The organism is Streptococcus sp. 27098_8_113 (assembly GCF_041432545.1).
Taxonomy (GTDB): domain Bacteria; phylum Bacillota; class Bacilli; order Lactobacillales; family Streptococcaceae; genus Streptococcus.
In genome coordinates this window covers 1-17,892 of sequence record NZ_JAPVZU010000023.1, presented here as the reverse complement: position 1 = coordinate 17,892, position 17,892 = coordinate 1, and the positions used below count along the sequence as shown (strand labels likewise).

Genomic DNA, 17,892 nt, shown 5'->3' with positions numbered 1-17,892 from the left:
CGCTCATCGCCTAGTAAAAATTTGTATCTAAAGACTCTATCTTAAACATGATCAAAATTGTAAAGTTGAGGATAGAGTTCGCACTCTGGATTTTTGGGATGGCAAATAGCCCGACCAAAGTAGATCATAGCCTGATGCGCAGCTAGCCAGCGTTCAGGCGGGAGAACATCCATAACACGTTTTTCAACTTCTAAAGGAGTTGCTGACTTTTTGACAATATCGTGGTGTTTACAAATGCGTTCAACATGTGTATCAACGGCAAAAGCTGGAATACCAAACCCTACACTCATGACCACGTTAGCTGTCTTACGCCCCACCCCAGCTAAACTTTCTAATTCTTCCCGAGTCTGAGGCACTTGACCATTGAAATCGTTCAAGAGTTGCTGGGCACATTTTTTCAGAAATTTGGCCTTATTTCGATAAAGTCCTAAACGCGAAATGTGCTTGGCAATATCTGCCTCGGACGCTGCTGCCATAGCTTCTGGAGTAGGATAAGCTAAAAATAGATTCGGTGTAGCTTTATTAACTGCAGCATCTGTCGTTTGAGCGGATAACATGACTGCCACGAGTAGCTCAAAGTGATTTCTAAAATCTAAACTCGGTTTGGCATCAGGAAATAGGGCAATGATCTCCTCGATGACATGGCGTGCTCGTTTTTTTGATAAAACCATCAGTATACAATCTCCTTTGTTTGTTCTATATTATAGCATAAATTGATAAAGAAAAAGCCGAGCGTGCTCGACCTTTCTTAGACTGTTTTTTCAACTTTTAGTATTTTGACGTCATAACTGCCAACTGGTGTTTCTACTGTTGCAATATCACCAGTCTTCTTACCAATCAATGCTTGACCAATTGGACTTTCATTTGAAACTTTTCCCGCAAAGGCATCCGCACCAGCTGAACCAACGATAATGTATACTTCTTCTTCAGTCTCACCGACTTCTTGAATAGTAACAGTTTTACCGATGGCAACTTCATCTTTAGCAACTGAATCGCTATCAACAATCACAGCATAGCGAATTTTAGTCTCCAGACTTGAAATTTGTCCTTCAACGAAAGCCTGCTCATCCTTTGCTGCTTCATATTCACTATTTTCTGATAAATCTCCGTAAGAACGAGCAATTTTAATGCGTTCTACTACTTCTGGACGTCGAACCAATTTCAATTCTTCTAATTCTTGTTCTAATTTTTCCTTTTCTACAAGGGTCATAGGATAAGTTTTTTCAGCCATTACTTTATTTTCTCTCTTCTTTCTATTTTTTGATAAAACAAAATTATGTGGAAAACCACATAATTTAGTTAGAACTTTCACCTGATTGGTTTAATTTGCTATTAACGTGTTCTTCCACATTCTTAGCGTGTTCTTCGTAAGTATTTGCAAAATATACAGCCCCTGTTTCCACATTTGCTACAAAATACAAGTACTCTGTCTTACTTGGATTAATAGTAGCTTCGATAGCAGATAGGCTTGGACTATCTACTGGACCAGGCATCAAACCTTGCTTCTTGTACACATTATAAGGCGAGTCAAGATTTGTATCGATTTCAGCATCTTCTTTAAGAGTTGTCTTTTGACCAAGTTTTCCTTGAGCATAAAGAAGCGCAATATTGCTCTGAAGTGGCATAGCTTGGTTCAAACGATTATAAAAGACGCTCGCGATATCTTTGCGATCCTGATCAGTTGATCCCTCTTTTTCAACTAAAGAGGCGAGGGTCAAAACATCATTGACCGTCAGATTCTTAGACTCAATTATTGAGTAATACTGCGATAGATTGGTATTCATAGCAGCCAGCATTTGCTCAATCAGTTCTTCAACCGTGGTTTCTTTTCCATAATCATAAGTAGCTGGGAAAAGATAACCTTCAAGACGATATTTAACACCACTATCCTTGCTCGGCAAAGTTGCTAGAAGCTGCGGATATTTAGCTGCCATTTTTGCAATAAAATCTTCATCTTGAGCTTTATTTAGAAAATCTTCCTTGCTGAATGGTGTTTTAGTATTCTTGTTCGCAGTTTTTGCAGCATTGACAGTAGTTGCTTCGGCAATTTGCTCCAAAGTGTATCCCTCAGGAATTGTTATCTTGCCAAGAACTGGAGGCTGTGGTGTATCTGTTCCACCTTCTTGTAATTGCTTAGCAATCGTGTCTAAGTCCATACTCTTTTGAAGATTATAGTAACCAGATTGAAAATTACCATAACTTCTGATTTTTGAATAAAGATTAAAGACTTGAGCGTTCTTAATTAGGCCTTTCTTTTCTAAAATCTCTCCGATTTGTTTGGTGCTAGAACCGGCAGGAATTTCCACTGTCACATACTCTGTTGATTTGGCATCTACTGGTTTCAGCGCAGAGGAAACATAATTGTATCCCACAAAACCAGTAATACCAAGGCCCAATAGGAAAAGTACCAAGACTGTCATCACGATTCGATTGGCTAGGCCGTTTTTACGTTTTTTCTTTTTACTACTATTGGTACGATCTGCACGTGAACGTTTCTTTCCATGAGCAACATCTCTACGGCTTAGCGTTGGTTCTGCAGTAGAAAAGTCTTTTTTAGCTTCTCTTTCATCTGTAGTGTTTGAATCAGGTAACACTGTTTCTTTTATCTCATCTGCAACTGGTGCTGCCTTTTCTTGATAAGCTTCTGAATGAGCCACAGAAGTTTGAACTTCTCCAGACTCTATACTTTCCTTCTTAGCAACATCAGCTTGTCCTGGTCCATCAACATTTGATGGAACTTCCGAAATCGTAGAATTACGAACTATATTTTCTAGCACATCTGCCTGAGTATGAACAGTAGGATCGCTTTTTCCCATTGGCTCTTCTACTTTGATCTTACTAGGTTCTTCCTCTACTGAAGTATCCTTCTCTAGAACCTCATGAGATTTTTCAACAGCAGAAACGAGAGATTCCAAGCTCTCCGCCAATTCCATTTCTTTACCTAAAAGAGGCTGCGCTTCTTCCTGAACTGAGTGATTTTGGGTACCATTGGCTGCTGCCAACTCATTCAAAATCTTCTCTTTAAAACTCAGCGTCTTTTCGTTATCCTGTGAATTTTCAGTCAAAAACTTGATCTCCTTCTTCATAATCCCTAACATTATATCTTAAATGTCAGATAAATGCAATCATATCCGACTTTTAAAACTATATTATTTATGAAAGTTATATCTGGGGATTTTCCCAAACCATATCAAACCATACTTCATCTGCATAAGTTGAGGACGAAGGTCCTTCATTGACGAAGCCATGCTTCTCATAATAGGCTATCAAATAATCATGACAAGTGAGATTAATACCGTGGCGTTCATCAGCAATCGCAATTTCCTTCATAGTGTCCAACAAGGCTTTTCCTACACCTAAACCCTGTGCTTCTTTAGAAATAGATAGACTAGTCACAGAGATAAATCCGCCAGCCAGATAGCTATAATCTTCAACGTCCTCCGTAAAGGAAATATCTTTTAAATAGCGTTCTGGTCGGACAGGACCTTCTAAATAGCCCAAAATCTTGCCATTTTTTTCTGCAACCAAAAAAGTTGAGGAAATCTTTTCAATGTGTTTCGCCAGTATTTCACGACTAATAGCCTCTTCTGGACTAAAATTTTCCAATTCGATAGCATAAATGGCATCTAAGTCAGCCATTTGAGCTTGACGGATAATCATTCTTTCTCCTTAAAATCAGGATTTTCCCATACCATATTTGACCAGATAGTCCCACCGTGAGTTGAGTCAGAAATCCCTTCGTGGACGAAACCATTCATCTCATAATAAGGTATCAGCTCATCATGACAGGTTAGGCTAATGCCCTCTCGATTTTGCTGAACAGCTATTTCCTTGAGAGCTGCAAGCAATAAGGTTCCGACTCCCTGCCTCTGAAAATCAGGATGGACGGACAGACTTTGGACGGCAATGAAGCCACCTTCTGGAGAATTAGCACCCACCTTGCTAAAGAGGTCATCTGTCAAATATCGCGCCTGAACAGCTGGTCCAACAATATAGCCCGCCAGCTCACCATGCAGCTCTGCTAGCAAAAAAGTATCTGGAATCTGCTCAATTCGCTCTTTGAGAACTTCTGAACTGGCTGCTTCCGCTGCTGGAAAATTCAGCTGCTCAATTGCAAGAATTTCCTCCCAGTCGCTCAAGTCAACCTGTCTGATTCGAATCGGTGCTTCCATCCAGGTGCCTCCTACTGAACGTTGCTAGTCAGATTAGACAAGAGACGTTCAAAGGAATATTCATAGGTCTGGATGTCACCAGCTCCCATAAAGACATAAACGGCATTATCGTGGTCAAGAAGTGGAGAGACATTGTCCACATCAATAACCTTGGCACGCTTCACAATCTTTTCAGCCAAATCTTCGACCTTAACATCGCCTTTGTCCACCTCACGCGCAGATCCGTAAATCTGAGCTAAATAGACTGAGTCAGCCTGATTGAGGGCTTCCGCAAATTCGTCCAAGAGAGCAATGGTCCGAGTGAAGGTGTGCGGCTGGAAGATGGCAACGATTTCCTTGCTTGGATACTTCTGACGGGCTGCATCCAGAGTCGCGATAATTTCCGTTGGATGATGGGCAAAGTCATCAATAATGACTGTGTCGTTGACAATCTTTTCTGTAAAGCGGCGCTTAACCCCACTAAAGGTCTTGAGATGTTCCCTTACTAGATTCAAGTCAATACCTGCAATGTAGAGGAGACCGATGACCGCAGTCGCATTCATAATGTTGTGACGGCCAAAGCTTGGAATCTGGAACTCACCCAGCTCTTGCCCACGGAAAGAAACTTTAAATCCTGAACCGCTGGTAGAACGCAAGAGATCGTGAGCGACAAAGTCATTTCCCTCTTCCTTGAAGCCATAGTAATAAATCGGCGCATTTGAAGTAATACGGCGTAGTTGCTCGTCTTCTCCATAAACGAAGAGCCCTTTTGTAATCTGCTTGGCGTAATCATTGAAAGCGTTAAAGACATCTTCCAAGCTTGTGAAATAATCCGGATGATCGAAGTCAATATTGGTGATGATCGAATATTCCGGATGATAAGGCATAAAATGACGTTCGTACTCGTCTGATTCAAAGACAAAATACTTGGCATTAGCAGAACCGCGACCTGTACCGTCCCCAATTAGATAGCTAGTATCTGTGATATTAGACAGAACATGAGAAAGAATACCCGTTGTCGAAGTTTTCCCGTGAGCACCAGCCACACCTAAGCTGACAAAGTCACGCATAAAGCTACCCAAAAATTCATGGTAGCGCTTGTAGCTAATACCATTGGCATCTGCATAGGCAATTTCCACATTGTTATCTGGACGGAAGGCATTACCGGCAATAATTTCAAAATCTGACTGGAGATTTTTCTCATCGAAAGGCAAAATGGGAATCCCAGCCTGCTCCAGACCACGCTGAGTGAAATAATATTTATCAACATCGCTTCCCTGAACCTTATGGCCCATCTGATGTAACATCAAAGCCAAAGCGCTCATACCTGAGCCCTTAATTCCGATAAAATGATAGGTTTTCGTCATGATTACTCCTTAAATCTTAAATAACTGAAGCCTTATTGCCCTTGGGCATCTGAACTCAACTTGGTGATGTCCAATTCCTGTGCTTTTTTATGCTTATTGTGTTTTTCTCGCTTCTTGCCCTTGTTATAGACTTGGCTGGTTTTGAGAAAATCGTAGTTATTCTTTTTATTTTTTTCTGGATTCGTTGGTACTTCTATGAGAGGTTGAGACTGAACATCCGCTAATATATAGCTATCTTGCTTTAGCTTATCACTGAACTTCGTTAACTCACCCGGATTTTCCTTTTGGAAAGGGGCTGTTGGTTTAACTGGATTTCCCTCAAAAGGAGGGGCCACTTTCCGACTACGAACCTTATTTGGGAGCTTGCTTGTCAAATAAGCAGCCGAACGTTTTTTCCTCAGATCAGCCCGAGCTTCTTCTCGTGCTTGCTCAGCATAGCGAATAGCTGGATCTTTCTTATCAATTGGCTTTTTAAAGTCCGTAACTGGAGCTTGCTTCTTTCTAGCTTTACTTACAGTTTGACTAGGAGTAGCATGAGCAGGACTTTCTGGCTTAGCAATCGGCATCCATTCTAAATAATTACGGTCCTGATAGTCCCCTTTAATGTTGCTAATCAGATCCAACTCATCGTACAAATTCATGTGTGGCATTTCTGTCAACATGATTTCGTCATCAGCAATTATAGGAAATTTAGTATTTGTCATAGCATGTCCTTTCAACTCTTCATTATTATAAACTATTCAAACTATTTTTCAAGCGATTCAGAAGAAATTCCAAGAATTTCTCGAATTTCTTCCATCGAAAGACTAGAGCGAGACTCTGCACCATCTAGAATCGTTGAAACCAGATTTCGTTTGGTGTCCTGTAATTCCTGAATTTTTTCTTCAATAGTCCCCCGTGTAATCATACGATAAACTTTTACATTCCGTTCCTGCCCGATACGATGAGCCCGACCAATAGCTTGGGCTTCTACTGCAGGATTCCACCAAAGATCCACTAAAATAACAGTATTTGCACCAGTTAGATTGAGACCGACACCACCAGCTTTAAGAGAAATCAGAAAGGCTGATCTTTCTCCTTGATTAAAGGCTTTGGTCATCTCCTGACGTTCTTTTGCTGGAGTCGAGCCTGTGATTTTGAAGGACTCCATTCCCATCTGGTTCAGTTCTTGCTCAATAATATCTAGCATACCACGGAATTGTGAAAATATCAGAACACGATGATCACCGTCTTGGATCTGCTCTAACAGCTCCCGCAAACTTTCCAGCTTGCCGCTTTCCCCATCGTAATCATCCATAAAAAGCTTGGGAGTATCACAAATTTGACGGAGTCGCATAAGACCAGACAAGATTTCAATTTTGCTGCGATTGATTTCTTCCTCCGTTGCATGAAGAATTCGCTCCTGCATTTGCTTGAGCAGGGCTAGATAAATCGTTTTCTGGCTGTCTGCAAGTTCGTTACGGTAAGAAACCTCAATCAAATCAGGAAGTTCTTGCAAGACTTCTTCTTTCTTACGCCTCATGACAAAGGGTTTAATATAGCGGGCAACTGTTTCTGCCGGCATCTTCAAAAAAGCTTTCTTGCTCGGTAATAAGCCCGGAAGGACAATCTGGAAAATAGACCAAAGCTCGCCGAGATGATTTTCAATCGGCGTGCCAGACAAGGCATACGTCCGCTCCACCTCAAATGCTCTCAGATATTGAGCAATCTTGCTCTGGTCATTCTTCATGACCTGTGCTTCGTCCAAAATTAAATAATCAAAATGAAGCCCTTGATACTCTTCTACATCTTGTCTAAAGGAAGCGTAGCTGGTAATGGTAATCTGATGGTCTTCTGCAATCACAGCATCTCGGACATTTTTCAGTCCATACACAACAGCCACATCCAAGTCTGGAGCAAATTTGGCAAACTCATCGCTCCAGTTGTAAATTAGACTCGACGGCGCCAAAATCAAAACTTTCTTAGACTTGGTCAAATGAGCAGTCAAGAAAGAAATGGTCTGAAGGGTCTTTCCCAAGCCCATGTCATCGGCTAGAATGCCACCAAATCCATATTTATTCAGCATGGATAGCCATTTTACACCCGTTCCTTGATAATCTCGAAGCTCTGCCTGAACTTTCAGCTTAGGCAGAGGAAAATCCTCTGGGTGGGTCAAATCATAAGCCAGCTGGCGAAAATCCTCCGACAAGTCAACCCTTTCCTGATCTTTGAACAATTCAGAGAGTTGATAGGCAGCCAGGCTATGCGTTTGGATGACCCCATTTCGGGAGTGTTTGCTTCTCAATTGTTGCAGGGTCTGGCTGATTCGCTTACTATTCTCATCAAAAATCACAACTTGACCCGTCTTGCTGATAAAGTAATCCTTTTGGCTCATCAGCGAATCTAGAACATCATCTACCTCAGACTGATCAATACCAGTAAAGTCAAAGCCAATATCCAAGAGTCCACCATTCATACTGATGGAAACCTTCGGAGGTGCTGTTTGTGATAGACTTTGCAGCTCATCTGACAAGTAGACATTACCCAATGCTCTAAAGCGCGGAATCAAGACAGAGAAGAAACGGTAAATTTCTTCGGGTCGTAAAGGCGGACGCTGGCTGATAAAATCATCTGCAAAACCTGCCTCCAGCATTGCTTTAAAAACTTGCTGTTCCCGCTCAAAATTGCTGGCAAAAGGTAGCTTTCTCAGCTCTTCAAGACTGGTGACAGTCTGACTACCATAATCAAAGACAAGATCCAGCAATACTTGCTTGTCAGCCCCCAAATTAAAATCGAAATCAACGGTAAAATCATGAATGAACAGTCGCTCAGGTGCTGTCACACGGCCAATTTTTTTAAACTCAAGCAGACTCACTGCCAGTTTGGACTGCTCAGACACATCAAACTGCAGGCGCTTGACGCGCTCTTGCTCAATCGGCAATTCCTGTAATGCCTTGACTAACTTGGTCTGCTGAGCTGTCAGTTGATAGAAGGTCTGATTATGAAAGATAAATTGCCCCCCATAGAGCATCTTATAATTCTTTTCAGATATCAGCAGCTCAAAAAAGTTTTCACGCTCTTGCACCTCAAACTGATAAATTCCCGCTTCTTCATGCAAGTCTTGGAAAAATACCTCAGCATAATCATAGAAGCTATATTCCAAACGGAACGAAGCAAGATTCATCAATCGAGTCACGCCTTCCTCAAAAAGACTGGCTGGAAAATAAAGGTGCCGCCCAGCATTGGGAAAGACCAACGAAGAGTCCTGTCCCTTATAATCCGTCACCAAGCCTCGTAAAAATTCTAGTAGGTCTTGACTAGCTTCATCAAAATTCTCCATTCGGATAGGCTCATAGTAGTTCTTACCGATTTGATAATGTCCACCCTTATTCAAGGTTCTCAAAAAGGACAAAATATCACGCACTACATAAGAGCGCTCATCCGGCAGACGGCTAATCCGCAGACTCCATAAAAATTGTCCTGTGTAAATATCTTCCTGTCCAGTCGCTGATAGCTCATAGCGGACTTGCTGACTGGATTTATCTAGCAAAATCTTATCCAAAAAAAGGCTACCAAAAGAAACCAATTTCTGGGCTTCCTGACTAGAAGACTCTTTTTCTGTCATCTTCGCCAGCAGATCTTTACCTGCTGGATCATTTTTCAAAAAATATTCCAAGGCAGCCAGATGGGCGCAGTACTTCTTCTTTTGAAAAAAATCACAGGAGCAGAAAACTGCATCATCATCTAGACTATAGCGTAGATTGTACTGATCCACGCGCGTGTATAAAAAGGAATCTTTGACGTCAAGAATTTCGACTTTTTTGCTATCACAGAGGGCAATTCCTTCCGTTCGAATTTTACCAGGAATTAATTTAGCCATACCTACCACCTAACATTTATCCCTTTATTATACCATAGGACAGCTATAAAAACGAAATAGAATTTCTTTATTTGTAAACATTATTTAGAGTAGAATGAGCGAGAGCTTTCTCTACAACAAAAAGCCGTCCATTGGACGGCTTTGCTACATTATTTAACTTCTAACAAACCGATATCTCCATCTTCACGACGATAGATAACATTCGTTGTACTATCTTCAACATCTGTGTAGATGAAGAAGTCATGTCCCAACAAATCCATTTGCAAAATAGCTTCATCTAGATCCATTGGTTTCAAATCAATATGCTTAGAACGTACTACTTTGGAAGATGCTGCATCAGCTTCTTCTACTAAAGCATCAGTGAACAACTGGCTAGTTGCAACCTTATTCCGATTTTTCTTTTCAATCTTTGTCTTATTCTTACGAATCTGACGTTCAATCTTATCGATAACTAGGTCGATAGATCCGTACATATCTTGCGAAACATCTTCTGCCCGAAGGGTAATAGAACCAAGAGGAATCGTTACTTCGACTTTCGCCGTCTTCTCCCGGTACACTTTCAAATTTACCCGTGCATCAAGTTCTTGCTCTGCTTGGAAATACTTCTCAATCTTCTCAAGTTTAGAAACTACGTAGTCACGGAGAGCATCAGTTACTTCTAGGTTTTCACCACGGATACTATATTTAAGCATATAAGTACCTTCTTTCTAAACATAAATGTTTTATTTACAATATCATTATAACGCTTTCATTCTTTTTTTGCAAATATTTTCTTATCTTGCGAGTGAAAATGTCAAAACTTCTTTCACACCTGCTTCCAGCAATAATTCTCGAGCCAATTGCAAAGTTTTTCCAGTCGTATACACATCGTCTATCAATAAAATTTTATCTGGCAAACAAACATCTTTTACCAATGTGAAACATTGCTGGCTTTTTAAACGTTCTTGCCGATTTTTACTGGATTGGGCAAGCGCATCCTGCTTTTCAAGCAACTGTTTATAAGGCAAGCCAGCTGCTTGCAAGAAGCCTTCTACCTGATTAAAACCTCGACTTTGGTATTTTTCAGGGCTGACTGGAATAGGAACCAGAGTATATTTTTTGAAATTTCTGAGGCTTTTTTTGAGAACTTCTGCAAACACAAATCTCAGAAGATAATCCCCTTGAAACTTGTATTTGCTAAAGTAATCCTTCATCAAGTCATTATAAAGAAAACAGGCCTGATGCTGAACTACATAGCCTTGCGCTTCCCATATTTGACAATCCGAGCAGACTTTCGCTTCCCCATCCTTCCAGCAACGTGGGCAATGGATAGAGGAAATCGCTTCAAATCCTGCTCGACAATGTTTACAAATTGTATTTTGTTCTTTTTGAAATAAAATCAAGGAAGAAAAAGTCCTATTTTCTTCTACTGCCTGGCTGCATAACAGGCAATTTCTCATAAGCCAGCCTCCTTATTCATCAGCTTGATTTCACGAATCGCCTTTTCGATTGAACGTGTAGTGCCGTCGTGAAAGAAGAATAAATCTCCCGTCGGCCTCTCCATGCTACGTCCCACTCGACCAGAAATTTGCACCAAGGCGCTACGGCTAAAGAGACGATGGTTGGCTTCCAGAACAAAGACATCTACACAGGGAAAGGTCACTCCACGCTCTAGGATGGTCGTCGTGACCAAAATGGTGATTTTTCGCTTGCGAAACTCTTCAACGATTTCTAAACGATCTTCAGTTGTTGAAGCTACAAATCCAACTCTTTCCGCTGGAAATATCTCCTCCAAAACTTGCGCAAATTCTTGACCTCTTTTGATTTCCGAGGCAAAGATCAGTAAGGGAAAGCCTGTTTTTCTCTGTCTCTCGATATATTTCTTCAATTTAGGCGGTAGTTTCTTTTTCGATAGATATTTTTGAAAATCTGCCAGCCAAACTTTTTGTGGCACAATCAAAGGATTGCCATGGAAGCGACGAGGAAGGCTGAGTCGTTTTAATTCTCCTTTTTGAACTTTTCTATCTAGCTCATCCGTCGAAGTGGCAGTTAAGAAGATAGTGGTTCCCTCCTCCTTGACCGACTGCTCCACAGCATGATAGAGCACAGGATTGTCCACATAAGGAAAAGCATCTACTTCATCCACAATTAGCAAATCAAAAGCTCGATAAAATTTGAGGAGCTGATGGGTAGTAGCAATGACCAAGGGACTACGAAAATATGGATCGGATTCGCCATGCAAAAGTGAAATAGGGCAGGCAAAATCCAGCTTGAGCCGGCGATAAAGCTCCAAACAGACATCAATCCGAGGGCTGGCTAGGCAAACGGCACCTCCACGATCAATCACTTCTGCAATCACCTGATAAATCATTTCCGTTTTGCCCGCCCCAGTCACTGCATGGACTAGGCTATTCTGCTTTTGAGCAACTGACTCTAACAGTCCCTGAGAAACTTTCTCTTGAAAGGTTGTTAATTGCCCCTGCCACTTGAGTACCTGATTTTCTGGAAAATCTTCCTGCGGGAAATAGTAGAGTTCTTGATCACTCCGAACTCGCCCCAAAATCAGACATTCCCTGCAATAGTAGGCATTGACAGGTAGTTGGTAGTTCTCCTTGTCCACTTGAGAGCCACAGCGGCTGCAAAACAACTTCTTCCTTTCCTCTCGCATACTGGGCAGCTGCTGGGCCTGCATACGCAGTTCAGGACTGAGCTGATCTTCTGTAAATATTCTACCTAGGCAATCATTTCTTTCTAACATACTTTTTTATTCGTAAAACTTTTGGAAAAATCTATTTTTTTGTGTACAATAAAACTATGGAATATAGAACAATTAGACAAGACGGCCAAGCCCAAGAAGAAATTAAAAAATCTCGTTTCATTTGCCACGCCAAGCGCGTTTACTCAGAAGAGGAAGCTCGGGATTTTATTGCGGCCATCAAAAAAGATCACTATAAAGCCACTCATAATTGCTCTGCTTTTATTGTCGGAGAAAAAAGTGAGATCAAACGAACCAGTGATGACGGTGAGCCCAGCGGTACAGCAGGCGTTCCTATGCTCGCTGTCATGGAGAATCACCAACTGACCAATGTCTGCTTTGTGGTCACACGCTATTTTGGCGGGATTAAGCTAGGAGCTGGCGGACTCATTCGAGCTTATGCAGGCAGCGTCGCCTTGGCAATCAAAGAAATTGGTCTCATTGAGATCAAGGAACAGGCCGGCTTACGCCTCAAAATGTCTTACAGCCAGTACCAAAACTTCGATAACTTTTTGAAAGCCGAAGATCTGATCGAATTCGATACAGAGTTCACAGATCTAGTTGCCACAACCATCTATATTGACAAACAAGAGAAAGAAACGCTAGAGCAGAAATTAATCGAGTTTTTCAATGGCAAAATCCAAATTGATGATCAAGGTTTGCGCGAGGTTGAAATTCCTTTAACAGTTGAATAATCTTAACAGCTAGGCCTAGTGATAAAGAATTTTTATCGTGGTCATAGCTTTTTTATATTTTACAAAGTGCTACTTTCAGCTTATACTAGTCTCATTAAAGTATTGAGGTAGGAAAAATGGCAAACATTTATCAAAATATCACAGAATTAGTTGGAAGAACGCCAATTGTTAAATTAAATAATATCGTTCCTGAAGGAGCTGCTGAGGTTTACGTCAAGTTAGAAGCCTTCAATCCTGGCTCTTCTGTCAAAGACCGGATTGCTCTCAGCATGATTGAGGCCGCTGAACGCGATGGCCTTATCAAGCCTGGCGATACTATTGTGGAAGCAACCAGCGGAAATACTGGTATTGGTCTTTCATGGGTTGGGGCTGCTAAAGGCTACAAGGTTGTCATTGTCATGCCAGAAACCATGAGTGTGGAGCGCCGCAAGATTATCCAAGCTTATGGGGCAGAGCTAGTTTTGACTCCGGGTAGCGAAGGAATGAAAGGGGCTATTGCCAAGGCAGAAGAAATCGCGAAAGAACGAAATGGCTGGTTGCCACTGCAGTTTAACAATCCGGCTAATCCAGAGGTTCACGAACGAACAACAGGAGCAGAAGTTATCGCTGCTTTCGGTGAAACTGGACTGGACGCTTTTGTCGGTGGTGTCGGAACTGGTGGGACTATCTCTGGTGTCTCTCATGCTCTTAAAAAAGCGAATCCGAATATCCAAGTCTATGCGGTTGAAGCAGACGAATCTGCTATCCTTTCTGGTGAGAAACCAGGTCCTCACAAAATCCAAGGACTTTCAGCTGGCTTCATTCCAGAAACCTTGGATACAGCAGCCTATGATGGTATTGTCCGCGTGACTTCCGAGCAAGCGCTAGAATTGGGACGCTATATTGGTGGTCAGGAAGGTTTCCTAGTCGGAATTTCATCTGCTGCGGCTATTTTTGCAGCCATTGAAGTCGCTAAAAAACTAGGAGCTGGTAAAAAAGTCCTTGCCCTAGCACCTGATAATGGTGAGCGTTACCTATCTACCGCTCTCTACGAATTTGACGCTTAATAGTGAAAAGAGTTAACAAAATTCCTACCCGTTTGGGTAGGAATTTTTTACTCTTTTTGTTCTTTCAGAAAAGCTTTGGCTTCCCTTATCCAGATTGGCAATTGCTTACCTAAGGGCGCAAATCCAATTTTACAACGATCATTTGAAAAGCGATGTCGTCTCGGTAAACGATGTTTTTCCTCCTCCAAGGTTCGCATCGATAAGCTGGCCTTACCAGAAAACTCATCATAATCCACTACCTGCACAAGAACCTGATCACCAATTTTCAAAATATCGTGAATATTGTCAATATAGCCCGTCCGAATCTCAGAAATATGAATGAGGCCAATCAGACCGCTTTCTAGTTCGACAAAGGCACCGTAGGGCTGAATTCCAGTAATTTTGCCCTTTAACTTATCTCCGATTTTCATTAGTCTATAACCTCAATCGTCTCAATGACAACATCCTCAAGTGGTTTATCCATTGAAGCTGTTTCAACCGCTGCAATTTTATCCAAAACTCCATAAGATGCCTCATCCACCAGTTGACCAAACACAGTGTGTCGACGGTCCAAATGCGGTGTCCCACCCTTGCTAGCATAAACTTCAGCGATCGGCTTCGGCCATCCTCCCCGAGTCAGTTCCTTGGTTGAATAAGGAAGACTGCTATTTTGGACAATAAAGAACTGACTGCCATTGGTATTCGGTCCAGCATTCGCCATTGATAGGGCACCACGAATATTGTAAAGCTCCGGTGAAAACTCATCTTCAAAGCGTTCACCGTAGATGGACTCTCCACCCATGCCAGTACCTGTCGGATCGCCCCCCTGAATCATAAAATCTTTGATAACTCGGTGGAAGATTACTCCGTCATAGTAGCCATCCTTTGATAAGGCGATAAAGTTGGCAACTGTTTTGGGCGCTTGCTCTGGGAAGAGTTGAATCTTCAGTTCACCATGATTTGTCTTGATCTTTGCAATTGGACCTTGAACCTCGTTAAGATGGAGCTGTGGGAAGTTCAATTCTTTCTCCACCATGCCCAATTGCTCCAAAGCATCAAAAATGCCGTCTTCTTCGACCGTTTTTGTGACGAAATCAGCTTTTTTCTTTAGCTCTTCATCGGAAACTCCCATAGCAATACTGAGCCCTGCATAGTCAAATAATTCTAAATCATTGAGTCCGTCGCCAAAAACTAAAACATTTTCTGGTTTGAAGCCTAGGTGTTCCACGACCTTGGCAACGCCAGCTGCCTTTGAAACTTCTTTTAGTACGACATCCGATGAATGCTCATGCCAACGTACCATACGAAGAGACTCGGCCAAATCTTCTGGCAACTGCAAACTGTCGCCTACATCCTCAAAAGTCCACATTTGATAAATTTCATGATTTTGGTAAAAATCAGGATTGACAGCCAGATCTGGATAAATGATATCAATTGCTGACGAAATCATAGGATTGCGAACAGACAAAGCCGCTTCGTGACTACTTACCAAACCGTACTCAATGCCCACTTCCTTGGTCCAAGCGATATAGGATTCCACACACTCTTGTGGAATGACCGTTTTCGCAATGACTTCGCCTTTTCTATTTTCAACATAAGCCCCATTCAAGGTAACAAAAAAATCAGGATCCAAGTCACGAATTTCTGGAACAACTCCAAAAATGCCACGACCAGAAGCAATTCCTGTCAGAATTCCCTTTTCTCTCAGCTGCTTAAATACAACTTTGATCGACTCTGGGATGAAGCCCGTTTCCTTGACCCGCAAGGTATCATCGATATCAAAGAAAACAATCTTAATCTTTTTTGCCTTATATTTTAATTTCGCCTTCATATCTTCCTCTTTCAATTTAATCTTCTCTATTATATCATTAAAAATCATCTTGCGGAACAAGGTGATGCTGAAAAGCATAGACAACTGCCTGGGTCCGATCGCTCACTTCTAGCTTAGACAAAATATTGGACACATGCGTCTTGACCGTTTTCAAGGAAATAAAGAGCTCGTCAGCAATCCTCTGGTTTTCATAACCCTTAGCTAGAAGCCCCAAAATATCCCGCTCCCGCGCTGTCAAATCCTCGTGAAGCTCTATATGATTCCGATGGTATTCGACCTTCTTACTGACTTCTGTTTCAATGGCAAATTCACCCTTTGCAACCTTTCTGACGGCATGGAGAATTTCATCCGCACTAGAAGTCTTCAACATATAGCCACGAGCACCCGCATCCAACACTGGATAGATTTTTTCATTGTCCAGATAGGATGTCAAAATCAAAATCTTTGCCTCTGGCCATTCTTTCAAGATAGCCAAGGTGGCATCAATGCCGCTCATCTCCGGCATAACAATATCCATCATAATCACATCTGGACGGTTTTCCAGAGCCTTTTCGACACCTTCTCTACCATTTGTAGCCTCTGTTACTTCTTCAATATCGTCCTGTAATTCAAAAAAGCTTTTCAAGCCCAATCTGACCATTTGATGGTCATCCACTAGTAATATTCTCATCCTTTTCCCCCTCTAACAATGGAACACTGACTTCGATAGAAACTCCTTTTTTAGGAGCCGTTAGAATCTTCAAGGTTCCAGCCATATCATGCACTCGATCTTCAATATTTTTCAAACCATAACTCATGTCAGCCAAGCTAGCTGGATCAAAGCCGATTCCGTCATCAGAAACCTTGAGTTTGAGTCTATTTGGCGTCTGATAGAGATAGATGTCCAGACGACTGGCCTGAGCATGGCGCAAGGTATTATTGATTATTTCTTGGATAATCCTAAAAATATGCTCCTCTATCTGCTTGGGCAGGCTGACCACCTCATGCTTAAACTGGACAGTCAAGTCCGACTTATCTGTCAACTCTTTGATTAAGACATTCATGCCCTCTACCAAGGTCCGATTTTCCAACTCTGTCGGACGTAAATGTAAGAGCAAGATCCGCAAGTCTTTTTGCGCTGTATCTAGAATGTCTGCAATTCCCTTTAACTGCTGCTGGAGATTGTCTTTATCCAGACGCTCCACATTTCCAGCAACGCCTGAGAGAATCATATTAGCAGCAAATAACTCCTGACTGACCGTATCATGCAAATCGCGAGCAATCCGCCTGCGTTCTTTTTCAATAATCTTCTCTTCGGCCTGCAAGGCCTGATTCTCAGATTTCTGCAAATTTTCGGTTAAACTATCCAACTTTTCTTTTAAGTGGACGAAAGAATCGTCCAATTCTGCCTGCCCGGTTTCTTGTATGCCCCTGCCTTCTAAAATAGCTTTTAAATTCTTTTGAACTTGAGAAAGGGACAGATGCTGAAGAAAGCGCGCAGCAGCGGCCAAGAAAATAGTCAGCGCTAAGCCCAAAACCAGAACAAAAAAGGCAAAGGACTGGAGCAGTTCCAGATTATTCAGAAGCTTTTGCCATTCTAAATTAAAAAGATTAAAAATGTAATGAAAGATAATCCCTAAAACAAAGAAAGTATAGAGGAAAATGACCAAATAACTTGTTTTTTTCACTTTCTAACAACCTCCACATTTCCTAAAAAGCTGACCAAGACAATTTTTACCGTTTTGCTGGCCCGCTTATAGTCAGGCGTCATCAGAGAAATCGTTTCATTGCGCAGCTTGCGTGGCGGATGATTTAAAAAATTCAAATCTCCATACAAAGTGTTAATCTGAAGCTGGATTTCTACATCTAAAGGGATGATAATCTTGGTGTCCCCAAAGCCCTTACGAATCACAATCACATTATCATGATTAACCACAATGACATCCTCTAAATGAATGGTATCCTTTCCCATCATTCTCAAGAGATTGATGTCATGAAACTGGCAGTCATCCTTTGAGAAATGCTGCAAATCCCCCAACCAACGATTTTTTTCAGCCCGAACCTCGGTCGCATCTTCAAAGAAAAGATGGGTTTCTTGATTTTCTTTGTAAAGATAAGGATAGGCCACAATCATGCCGTAAATCAAGGCGAAGAGGACAGCGGCAATAACAAAAGGATTGAGCATGACAATGAAAAAGAAGACAATCATGGTCGCAACTAATAGCGAATTGCCTCTCTGCTTGCCGAAATA

General features: G+C 41.7%; 18 protein-coding genes. 2 read left to right on the top strand and 16 right to left on the bottom strand.

Annotation, left to right across the window (positions count from 1 at the left end):
* Positions 1-41: 41 nt before the first annotated feature.
* The 11 genes from nth to O3644_RS09835 all read right to left on the bottom strand — a co-directional run bounded on the left by nth (position 42) and on the right by O3644_RS09835 (position 12,114).
* Entirely contained in the window at positions 42-671 is a 630-nt protein-coding gene (gene nth / locus O3644_RS09885; protein ID WP_048764557.1) for an endonuclease III, read from the bottom strand.
* A gap of 77 nt (positions 672-748) precedes the next feature.
* On the bottom strand, positions 749-1,231 hold the full coding sequence (greA, locus tag O3644_RS09880; RefSeq protein WP_005592281.1) for a transcription elongation factor GreA: 483 nt from the start codon (positions 1,229-1,231) through the stop codon (positions 749-751).
* A 64-nt stretch (positions 1,232-1,295) separates the two neighbouring features.
* The gene (gene mltG / locus O3644_RS09875; protein ID WP_371595623.1) at positions 1,296-3,065 is read right to left on the bottom strand and encodes an endolytic transglycosylase MltG; all 1,770 of its coding nucleotides are present in this window, start codon (positions 3,063-3,065) and stop codon (positions 1,296-1,298) included.
* A gap of 97 nt (positions 3,066-3,162) precedes the next feature.
* Complete coding sequence (locus tag O3644_RS09870; protein WP_048764553.1) at positions 3,163-3,660, bottom strand: GNAT family N-acetyltransferase; 498 nt, start codon at positions 3,658-3,660, stop codon at positions 3,163-3,165.
* Positions 3,657-4,172 carry a GNAT family N-acetyltransferase gene (locus O3644_RS09865; protein WP_048764551.1) on the bottom strand — a complete coding sequence of 172 codons (516 nt, stop codon included), beginning with the start codon at positions 4,170-4,172 and terminating at the stop codon, positions 3,657-3,659. Before O3644_RS09865 ends, O3644_RS09870 begins: the two co-directional genes overlap by 4 nt.
* An 11-nt stretch (positions 4,173-4,183) precedes the next feature.
* The gene (murC, locus tag O3644_RS09860; protein ID WP_005591898.1) at positions 4,184-5,518 is read right to left on the bottom strand and encodes a UDP-N-acetylmuramate--L-alanine ligase; all 1,335 of its coding nucleotides are present in this window, start codon (positions 5,516-5,518) and stop codon (positions 4,184-4,186) included.
* Between the two features lie 32 nt (positions 5,519-5,550).
* Positions 5,551-6,222 (bottom strand): hypothetical protein, encoded by a 672-nt coding sequence (locus tag O3644_RS09855; RefSeq protein ID WP_048764550.1) that lies wholly within the window; start codon positions 6,220-6,222, stop codon positions 5,551-5,553.
* 41 nt (positions 6,223-6,263) lie between these two features.
* On the bottom strand, positions 6,264-9,377 hold the full coding sequence (locus O3644_RS09850; RefSeq protein ID WP_048764548.1) for a DEAD/DEAH box helicase: 3,114 nt from the start codon (positions 9,375-9,377) through the stop codon (positions 6,264-6,266).
* Positions 9,378-9,526: 149 nt separating this feature from the next.
* The gene (hpf, locus tag O3644_RS09845; protein WP_045500914.1) at positions 9,527-10,069 is read right to left on the bottom strand and encodes a ribosome hibernation-promoting factor, HPF/YfiA family; all 543 of its coding nucleotides are present in this window, start codon (positions 10,067-10,069) and stop codon (positions 9,527-9,529) included.
* A gap of 81 nt (positions 10,070-10,150) precedes the next feature.
* Complete coding sequence (locus O3644_RS09840; protein ID WP_048764546.1) at positions 10,151-10,816, bottom strand: ComF family protein; 666 nt, start codon at positions 10,814-10,816, stop codon at positions 10,151-10,153.
* Positions 10,813-12,114 (bottom strand): DEAD/DEAH box helicase, encoded by a 1,302-nt coding sequence (locus O3644_RS09835; RefSeq protein WP_048764545.1) that lies wholly within the window; start codon positions 12,112-12,114, stop codon positions 10,813-10,815. Before O3644_RS09835 ends, O3644_RS09840 begins: the two co-directional genes overlap by 4 nt.
* Positions 12,115-12,170: 56 nt before the next feature.
* On the opposite strand from O3644_RS09835, the gene O3644_RS09830 reads away from it, so the two are divergent.
* Entirely contained in the window at positions 12,171-12,806 is a 636-nt protein-coding gene (locus O3644_RS09830) for a YigZ family protein (RefSeq protein WP_048764543.1), read from the top strand.
* Between the two features lie 116 nt (positions 12,807-12,922).
* Positions 12,923-13,852 carry a cysteine synthase A gene (gene cysK / locus O3644_RS09825; protein WP_048764542.1) on the top strand — a complete coding sequence of 310 codons (930 nt, stop codon included), beginning with the start codon at positions 12,923-12,925 and terminating at the stop codon, positions 13,850-13,852.
* Positions 13,853-13,899: 47 nt separating this feature from the next.
* On the opposite strand, the gene O3644_RS09820 is transcribed toward cysK, so the two are convergent.
* The 5 genes from O3644_RS09820 to liaF form a co-directional block, all read right to left on the bottom strand.
* A complete protein-coding gene (locus O3644_RS09820; protein WP_005591890.1) occupies positions 13,900-14,262 on the bottom strand; it encodes a S1 RNA-binding domain-containing protein in 363 nt (120 codons plus the stop codon).
* Positions 14,262-15,662: a bifunctional Cof-type HAD-IIB family hydrolase/peptidylprolyl isomerase gene (locus O3644_RS09815; RefSeq protein WP_048764540.1), complete on the bottom strand. Its 1,401-nt coding sequence runs from the start codon at positions 15,660-15,662 to the stop codon at positions 14,262-14,264. The genes O3644_RS09820 and O3644_RS09815 overlap by 1 nt, the downstream gene beginning before the upstream one ends.
* A 37-nt stretch (positions 15,663-15,699) precedes the next feature.
* Complete coding sequence (locus O3644_RS09810) at positions 15,700-16,332, bottom strand: response regulator transcription factor (protein ID WP_048764538.1); 633 nt, start codon at positions 16,330-16,332, stop codon at positions 15,700-15,702.
* A complete protein-coding gene (locus tag O3644_RS09805) occupies positions 16,310-17,329 on the bottom strand; it encodes a sensor histidine kinase (RefSeq protein WP_048764536.1) in 1,020 nt (339 codons plus the stop codon). The genes O3644_RS09810 and O3644_RS09805 overlap by 23 nt, the downstream gene beginning before the upstream one ends.
* The coding region (gene liaF, locus O3644_RS09800) for a cell wall-active antibiotics response protein LiaF (RefSeq protein ID WP_371595622.1) at positions 17,326-17,892 on the bottom strand (567 nt) is incomplete at its 5' end. The genes liaF and O3644_RS09805, both read right to left, overlap by 4 nt.